The 7,471-nt window shown below is 68.1% G+C and carries 5 protein-coding genes, 1 tRNA gene and 1 pseudogene; 2 read left to right on the top strand and 5 right to left on the bottom strand.

The features are described from left to right. Window positions 1-295: 295 nt before the first annotated feature. Window positions 296-368: transfer RNA gene (locus tag VN779_RS13735), tRNA-Thr, on the bottom strand. 298 nt (window positions 369-666) lie between these two features. Here VN779_RS13735 and VN779_RS13730 point away from each other — a divergent pair. Beyond that, window positions 667-1,758 (top strand): sn-glycerol-3-phosphate ABC transporter ATP-binding protein UgpC, encoded by a 1,092-nt coding sequence (locus tag VN779_RS13730; RefSeq protein ID WP_325723173.1) that lies wholly within the window; start codon window positions 667-669, stop codon window positions 1,756-1,758. 98 nt (window positions 1,759-1,856) lie between these two features. Here VN779_RS13730 and VN779_RS13725 read toward each other — a convergent pair whose 3' ends face one another. The 3 genes from VN779_RS13725 to cysS all read right to left on the bottom strand — a co-directional run bounded on the left by VN779_RS13725 (window position 1,857) and on the right by cysS (window position 5,429). After that, entirely contained in the window at window positions 1,857-2,723 is an 867-nt protein-coding gene (locus VN779_RS13725; RefSeq protein WP_325723171.1) for an LLM class F420-dependent oxidoreductase, read from the bottom strand. Window positions 2,724-2,890: 167 nt separating this feature from the next. Then, the gene (gene rlmB, locus VN779_RS13720) at window positions 2,891-3,901 is read right to left on the bottom strand and encodes a 23S rRNA (guanosine(2251)-2'-O)-methyltransferase RlmB (RefSeq protein WP_325723169.1); all 1,011 of its coding nucleotides are present in this window, start codon (window positions 3,899-3,901) and stop codon (window positions 2,891-2,893) included. Window positions 3,902-4,034: 133 nt separating this feature from the next. Then, entirely contained in the window at window positions 4,035-5,429 is a 1,395-nt protein-coding gene (gene cysS, locus VN779_RS13715; protein ID WP_325723167.1) for a cysteine--tRNA ligase, read from the bottom strand. 202 nt (window positions 5,430-5,631) lie between these two features. Between cysS and VN779_RS13710 the strand changes: the two genes are divergently transcribed. After that, window positions 5,632-6,915: a Bcr/CflA family multidrug efflux MFS transporter gene (locus VN779_RS13710; RefSeq protein ID WP_325723165.1), complete on the top strand. Its 1,284-nt coding sequence runs from the start codon at window positions 5,632-5,634 to the stop codon at window positions 6,913-6,915. Here VN779_RS13710 and VN779_RS13705 read toward each other — a convergent pair. Beyond that, a pseudogene (locus tag VN779_RS13705) lies at window positions 6,881-7,471 on the bottom strand (A/G-specific adenine glycosylase); the annotation flags it as partial. The gene VN779_RS13710 and the pseudogene VN779_RS13705 sit on opposite strands and share 35 nt — an antisense overlap.

The following is a 7,471-nucleotide window of genomic DNA, read 5'->3' as shown; positions in this document are numbered from 1 at the left end:
GCACGCAGGACGCCGCGCGACGTCGGATCGAGGACGCCCTTGGCGACAGCGGCACCGCACCGTCTGACACCACGTCCGAGCCGCTAGAGGACGACGCAGAAGGCCGCTCAGACAACGCCAACGACGACCGCGGAGAGCAATCCGGGGGCTGAGGGCTGTTGTCGCGCCCTTGTCGCGACTCGTGCCCGATCGTGCCCGATACCGATAGACAGTGAGACATGCCCGGCCCCGATTGGATCTCTCGGGGTCGGGCCTGACCTGCTGCTATGGTGGGCTGAGCTGGGGGGAGTCAGTGAGCTGGTGAGGGGACTCGAACCCCTAACCACCTGTTTACAAGACAGGTGCGCTGCCAATTGCGCCACACCAGCGGGTGGGTGACGGGCAGACGAGCGGTGCCCGTATGCGCGCCTCCGGTGCAATCGTAGCGGGCCGGTGGGGTACCGCCCAACGGGTTGCGGGGCGCTTGGCGGGGAGCCGGAGGGTTCGCGTCATTGCGTGGGAGAGTGAACAGCTTGGTACGTATGGACGTGGGGTTGAGCACACTCGCGTGGCTGATAGTGACAAGACGCTTGTCGGAAGATACGGTCAGCAAAGGCCGTTTCGCGGTCACCTTCCAACTCGGATCGTCCGGCACGTTCCTGCCGGTTGAAGGGATAGGGCACACCCATGACAGGTGTTATTTACGAGGACGCCTCGTGCGTCTACCCGGGCGCTGAGCGTCCCGCCGTCGACAAGCTCAACCTGGACATCCAGGACGGCGAGTTCCTGGTCCTGGTCGGACCGTCGGGCTGTGGCAAGTCCACCTCGCTGCGGATGCTCGCGGGTCTCGAGGAGGTCACCGCGGGCGCCATCCGGATCGGCGAGCGCGACGTCACCCACCTGCCGCCGAAGGACCGGGACATCGCGATGGTGTTCCAGAACTACGCGCTGTACCCGCACATGACCGTGGCGGAGAACATGGGCTTCGCCCTGAAGATCGCCGGGGTGCCGAAGCCGGAGATCCGGCAGAAGGTCGAGGACGCCGCGAAGCTGCTCGAGCTGACCGAATACCTCGGGCGCAAGCCGAAGGCCCTGTCCGGTGGTCAGCGCCAGCGCGTTGCGATGGGCCGCGCGATCGTGCGTGAGCCGAAGGTCTTCCTCATGGACGAGCCGCTGTCGAACCTCGACGCGAAGCTGCGCGTGCAGACCCGTACGCAGATCGCCTCGCTGCAGCGTCGCCTGGGCATCACCACCGTCTACGTGACGCACGACCAGGTCGAGGCCATGACCATGGGCGACCGCGTGGCGGTGCTCAAGGACGGTCTGCTGCAGCAGTGCGACACCCCGCGCCGGATGTACGAGACGCCGGCCAACGTCTTCGTCGCGGGCTTCATCGGCTCGCCGGCGATGAACCTCATCGAGGCCCCGATCACGGACGGCGGCGTGGCGTTTGACGGCGCCGTGGTTCCGGTCGACCGCGACTCGCTGGCCAAGGCGACCAGCCGGGGCGAGCGCAGCGTGACGCTCGGCGTGCGGCCGGAGTCCTTTGACCTGTCGAGCGACGGGACCGGCATCGCCGTCGTCGTGAACGTCGTCGAGGAGCTCGGTGCGGACGCCTTCGCGTACGGCACTGCGAAGGTTGACGGTAACGACGTCGACGTCATCGTCCGCGTGGACGCCCGCAACACCCCGGCCAAGGGCGAGACGCTGAGCTTCCTGCCCAAGCCGGGCGAGACGCACATCTTCTCGACGGTGAGCGGCGAGCGGCTGTCGGAGTAGGCGATAAGGCGGCGGTCCCGCACTCGGGGGATTCCCCGGGGCGGGACCGCTGTCGTTTGGTGCGGTAGGTGGTGCGGCGAGCGGCGGTGCTTGGCGAGTTAGACAGTCGCGGTGAGTGAGGCGATCTCGGCGGCCAGGCCCAGGTAGTGATCGTTGGCCGCCTCGGGCGCGCCGAGGATCACGTGGGCGAAGCCGAGCTCACGCAGCTGCTCGATCCGAGCCGCGACAGTCTTGGCCGTGCTGTCCGGCCTGAGGCGGGACATGATCGTCTTCTCGATCGCGTCGTAGTCGCGGCCCTCGGCCTCGCAGTGACCGCGCAGCACGTCGAGCTTGTGCGTCACGAACTCGTCGCCCGCGTCGAACAGGTTGCAGGCGTCCGCGTACCGGGCCACGAGCCGCAGGGTCTTCTGTTCGCCGCCGCCACCGATCAGCAGCTTGGGATGCGGGGACGAGATCGCGGCCGGAATGTTGAGCAGGCGTCCCGGGGCGTAGTGCTTGCCCTGGTAACCGGAGTCCGAGTCGGACCACATGCCGTTGGCGATCTGGATCGCCTCTTCGAGCCGCTCGAAGCGTTCCTTGACCGGTGGGAAGGGCACGCCGAAGCCTTCGTGCTCCTCCTGGTACCAGGCCGCGCCGATGCCGAAGTACGCCCGGCCGCCGGACAGCACGTCGAGGGTTGTCGCGGTCTTGGCGAGAATCGCCGGATTGCGGTACGTCACGCCGGTGACCATGGTGCCGAGCGTGACGCGCTCGGTGACGGCGGCGAGAAAACCGAGGGCCGTGTAGCCCTCAAGCATCGGGTCCTCGGCCGGGCCGTTCACCGAGATCTGCCAGAAGTGGTCCATCACCCAGAGGCTGTACAGGCCGCCGTCCTCCGCGGTCCGCGCCAGCTTGAGGAGGTTGGGCCGGATCGCGGCGGGGCCGCCCGGCCAGTCGAAGCGAGCGATGGTGTATCCGATGCGCACTCTGCACTCCACATCAGCGAACTGTTGGATGTGGGTAGCTTACGCCCATGGGGAGGCAGGCTCCGGTTAGGAAAGGGACTGAGCCGCGCCGCGCCGTGGACGCGCCACAGCGCACGGCGTGGGTGTGGCAGGCGCCGCTGGCTGCGGCGCTACTTGTTCCACAAGGCTTAGAGCCGAGTGGACTTCGTGCGGCGTTGGGCGACCCCATACAGCGCGATGCTCGTCGCTACGCCGGCGTTGAGGGATTCGGTCGTGGCCGCGATCGGGATGCGCACCGTGACGTCGCAGGTCTGCTCCACCAGCCTGCTGAGACCCTTGCCCTCGGAGCCGACGACGAGGACGAGCGGATCGGCCGCTGCCTCGAGCTCGGACAGGTTCACCGTGCCGTGTGCACTCAGGCCCGCGACCAGCAGGCCCTGCTTGCGGTAGGCCTCCAACGCGCGGGTGAGGTTGCCCACCTGTGCGACCCGGAGACGCGCGGCAGCGCCGGCGGAGGTCTTCCACGCACCTGCGGTCATGCCGGCCGAGCGCCGCTCGGGGACCACCACGCCGTGCGCGCCGAAAGCCGCCGCGGAACGGATGATTGCGCCGAGGTTGCGCGGGTCGGTTACGCCGTCGAGCGCGACGATCAGCGGGGTCTCGGCCGCGTCAAGCGCGCGCGTGAGCAGGTCGTCCGGGTGCGCGTACTCGTATGGCGGGATCTGGAGCGCGATGCCTTGGTGGATCGCGCCGTCGGTTAGCCGATCGACCTCCTGGCGGGTGACCTCCATCAGCGGGATGCCACGGTTGTTCGCCAGTGTCACGGCCTCACGCACTCGGTCATCCGCGTCGATGTGCTGCGCGATGAACAGTGCGGTACCAGGCACGTCGCCGCGCAGGGCTTCGACGACCGAATTCCGGCCGGCGATCAGCTCGGAGATCTGGCGGTTCGCCTTGTACGGAACCTTGGCGGGCTGGCGCTGGTTTCCGGAACCGCTGCGCGGGCTCTGCGCGCGCTTCGTGGCCGCGTCGGCGCGGCGCTGTGCCGGATGGCCCTTGCGCATCTCAGCACGCGGGGTCGGTCCCTTGCCTTCTAGCGATTTACGCCGCTGCCCACCGGAGCCCATTTGCGCGCCCTTGCGCGACGAACCCGCCTTGTTGCCGCGGCCGCCAAGTCCGCCGCCCTTGCCGCCTGCCATGGTTGATCGCTCCAGAGTGTCGAGTCTTAGTTCACGCCCGGGCCATCGTGGCCGAGGGTGTGATTGGTTGGGTGACGCGCTGTCAGGCGGTCAGGTCGGGTTAGGTGGGGTGGGGCAGAGTCGGTGGGTCGGGTCAGGCGACGGTCCAGCGCGGACCCGCCGGGGTGTCCTCCACCAGGATGCCGATGGCGGCCAGCCTGGTGCGGATCTCGTCGGCCGCGGCGTAGTCCTTGCGGGCTCGGGCCGCCTGCCGCTGCTCGAGCGCCACCGTGACGAGGCTGTCCACGACTTCGCGCAGGCCCGCCGTGTCACCACCGCCGGAATCCGCCCAAGGTTCGGCCAGCGGGTCCATGCCGAGCACGCCGAGCATCGCGCGCACCTCGCCGAGCCGGGCCTTGGCACTCTCTTTGTCGCTGGCGGCCAGCGCGGTATTGCCGGCGCGCACGGTCTGGTGCAGCACCGCGACGGCCCCGGGCACGCCTAGGTCGTCGTCAAGCGCCGCGGCGAAGTCGTCCAGCACGATCGTCGGCTCGGTGACGCCGACCAGCTCCATCGCACGCGTGATGAACTGCTCGATCCGGCCGAAGGCAGCCGCCGCCTCTTCAAGCGCCGCCTCGGAGTACTCGATCATCGAGCGGTAATGCGGCGTACCGAGGTAGTACCGCAGCACGATCGGCCGGTGACGCTTCATCATGTCCGCGACCAGCACCGAGTTGTCGAGCGACTTCGACATCTTCTCGTTCGCCATGGTCACCCAGGCGTTGTGCAGCCAGTACTGCGCGAACGCGTCGCCGCGCGCCTTGGACTGGGCGATCTCGTTCTCGTGGTGCGGGAAGATCAGGTCGAGGCCGCCGCCGTGGATATCGAAGCGCTCGCCGAGGTACTTACGCGCCATCGCTGAGCACTCCAGGTGCCAGCCCGGCCGCCCGGGTCCCCACGGAGTGTTCCAGAACGGCTCGCCTGCCCGCGCGCCCTTCCACAGGGTGAAGTCCTGCGGGTCGCGCTTGGCGTTCTTGGGGTCCGCGTCGTCTGCGCTCAGCATGTCCTCGACCCGCTGATTGGACAGCGCACCGTACCCGGGGAAGCTGCGCACGTCGAAGTAGACGTCGCCGCCGGCCGCGTAGGCGTGCCCGTCGAGGATCAAGTCCTGCATCAGCTCGATCATCTCGGGGATGTGGCCGGTGGCCCGCGGCTCGATGGTCGGCGGAAGGCAACCGAGACCTGTATACGCGGCGGTGAACGCGCGCTCGTTGGCCTGCGCTACCCGCCAGAACTCGACGCCCTGCTCGGCGGCCTTCTTGAGGATCTTGTCGTCGATGTCGGTGACGTTGCGCACGAAGGTGACCCGGAAGCCGCGATATGCCAGCCAGCGGCTGAGGATGTCGAAGTTCACGCCGGACCGAACGTGCCCGATGTGCGGAGGCGACTGCACGGTGGCGCCACACAGGTAGATCGAGACCTTGCCCGGCTGGATGGGGACAAAGTCACGCACACTGCGTGTGGCGGTGTCGTACAGTCGAATGCTCACGCTTACCAGGTTAGCGGTTTGGGTAGATCCCCTCGTTCCCGATTCGAGCGCTTGTGGATAACTTTGCCGCAGCGGCCCCGCAGCTGCGGCCGGGAATGTCGGCCCTCCGGAATTGGTTGAGTAGTCAGGAAACCCCGCCCAGCAGCGAGTCTGCCTTCGCTGACCGGGTCAGAACCTTGAACGTTTACCCGGAGGAGCGCCGATGCCGCAGGCTGCGCCGACAGATGCCGTTGCCGATGCGTCGGACGGCGGCTACGCGCTGCGTGCCGCCCGGTTGAGGTCGGTGCTCATCCTTGGCGCGCTGTCGGCATTCGGGCCGTTGTCGATCGACCTCTATCTGCCCGCGCTGCCGTCGCTCCAGTCGCACTTCCACGCTGCAGCGGACAGCGTGCAACTAACGCTGACCGCCTGCCTGGTCGGGCTCGCGGTCGGACAGGCGCTCGCGGGACCGCTCTCGGATTCGCTCGGACGACGTAAGCCGCTGTTGATCGGTGTAGCGGCGTACGCCCTTGCGTCGTTGCTGTGTGCGTTCGCGCCGTCGGTTAGTGCGTTAACGACTGGACGGCTGGTTCAGGGTTTTGCGGGCGCGGCAGGCATAGTGATCGCCCGAGCCGTGGTTCGTGACCTGTACTCCGGCACCGCGATGGTCCGGTTCTTCTCCATGCTGATGCTGGTCAACGGCGTCGCTCCGGTGCTCGCGCCGATCCTTGGCGGCCAGCTGTTGAAGGTGACCGCTTGGCAGGGGCTGTTCGGTGTGCTGGCCGCGATCGGGGCCCTGCTGCTGCTCGCGGTGTTCTTCGGCTTGCCCGAGTCCCTTCCGGTGAGCGCTCGACGCGCCGCGAGCCTCAGCGACACACGGCGCACGTTCCAACGACTGGCTGCCGATCGGCACTTCGTCGGATACGCGTTCGCCGCTGGGCTGAGCTTCGCGGCGATGTTCGCGTACATCTCGGGCTCGCCGTTCGTGGTCGAGCAGGTATACCGGCTTAGCCCGCAGCAGTTCTCGTTCATGTTCGGCGCGAACGCACTCGGGTTGATCCTGCTGGGGCAGCTCAACGGACGGCTCGCCGGGCGGGTTCGCACGATCGTGCTCCTGCGCGCCGGGCTGGTGCAGTGCGCGGCCGGCGGGGTCGCTCTGCTGCTGGTGACATTGCTGGAACTGGGCTTCTGGCCGACCGCGGTGTGCTTGTGGTTCGTCGTCGCCTCGATCGGCCTGGTCACGCCGAACGCGACGGCGCTGGCCTTGGCCGACCATGGCGGCAACGCCGGGACGGCCTCGGCGTTCCTCGGCGTGACCCAGTTCCTCATCGGCGGGGTCGTCGCGCCGCTTACCGGGCCGCACGGCACATCCGTGTTGGCCAAGACGCTGCCAATGGCGCTGGTGGTCGCGGTGATGGGCGTGGCGGCGCTCGGGGCGCACGCGATCCTCGGCGGTAAGCGCGAGGCCGACGTTAGGGCAGCCGATACCGTCCATCAGCCAGCATGACCGCGAGTCCGTCTGCGAGCAGACCGGCGAGCGCGCGTTCGCGTTGCTCTGGGGCGCGCCACACTGGTTCGAACGCTGACTTGTCGACGGGGCCAGTTGCGTCGCGCAATACCGCTAGCAGCCTTCCACGTGCCTGACGATCGGTGCCTGCGTATGTCTGCCCACGGCGCGGCGGACCGTCATGCGGCGGCCGACCGAGCGCATGCCAGGTGCAGAGTTCGGTAACCGGACACTGGCTGCACTTGGGTGTCTTGGCGGTGCAGATCAGGGCCCCGAGTTCCATCGACGCGGCAGCCCAACTCGCGGCGTCCTGCTCGGCTTGCGGAAGCACCATCGTGGCTAATGCACGCTCGGCTGCGGTAAGCGAATCCGGTGGGAACTCGACGCCCGAGAAGGCGCGGGCGAGAACGCGGCGTACGTTCGTGTCGAGTACCGTAGCGCGGCGTCCGAAGGCGAATGATGCGATGGCCGCGGCGGTGTACTCACCGACGCCTGGCAGCGCCCTGAGTGCGTCGTAGTCGTCCGGTACCTCGCCGCCATGACGCTCGACGATCGC

The organism is Actinocrinis sp. (assembly GCF_035605935.1).
Lineage (GTDB): Bacteria > Actinomycetota > Actinomycetes > Streptomycetales > Catenulisporaceae > Actinocrinis.
This window is presented reverse-complemented; position numbering and strand designations above follow the sequence as displayed.

What these genes read in the sequence shown, in the direction of transcription:
- VN779_RS13730 (WP_325723173.1), top strand. Translation starts at nt 667, where the DNA reads ATGACAGGTGTTATTTACGAGGACGCCTCGTGCGTCTACCCGGGCGCT.
- rlmB (WP_325723169.1), bottom strand. Translation starts at nt 3,901, where the DNA reads ATGGCAGGCGGCAAGGGCGGCGGACTTGGCGGCCGCGGCAACAAGGCG.
- VN779_RS13710 (WP_325723165.1), top strand. Translation starts at nt 5,632, where the DNA reads ATGCCGCAGGCTGCGCCGACAGATGCCGTTGCCGATGCGTCGGACGGC.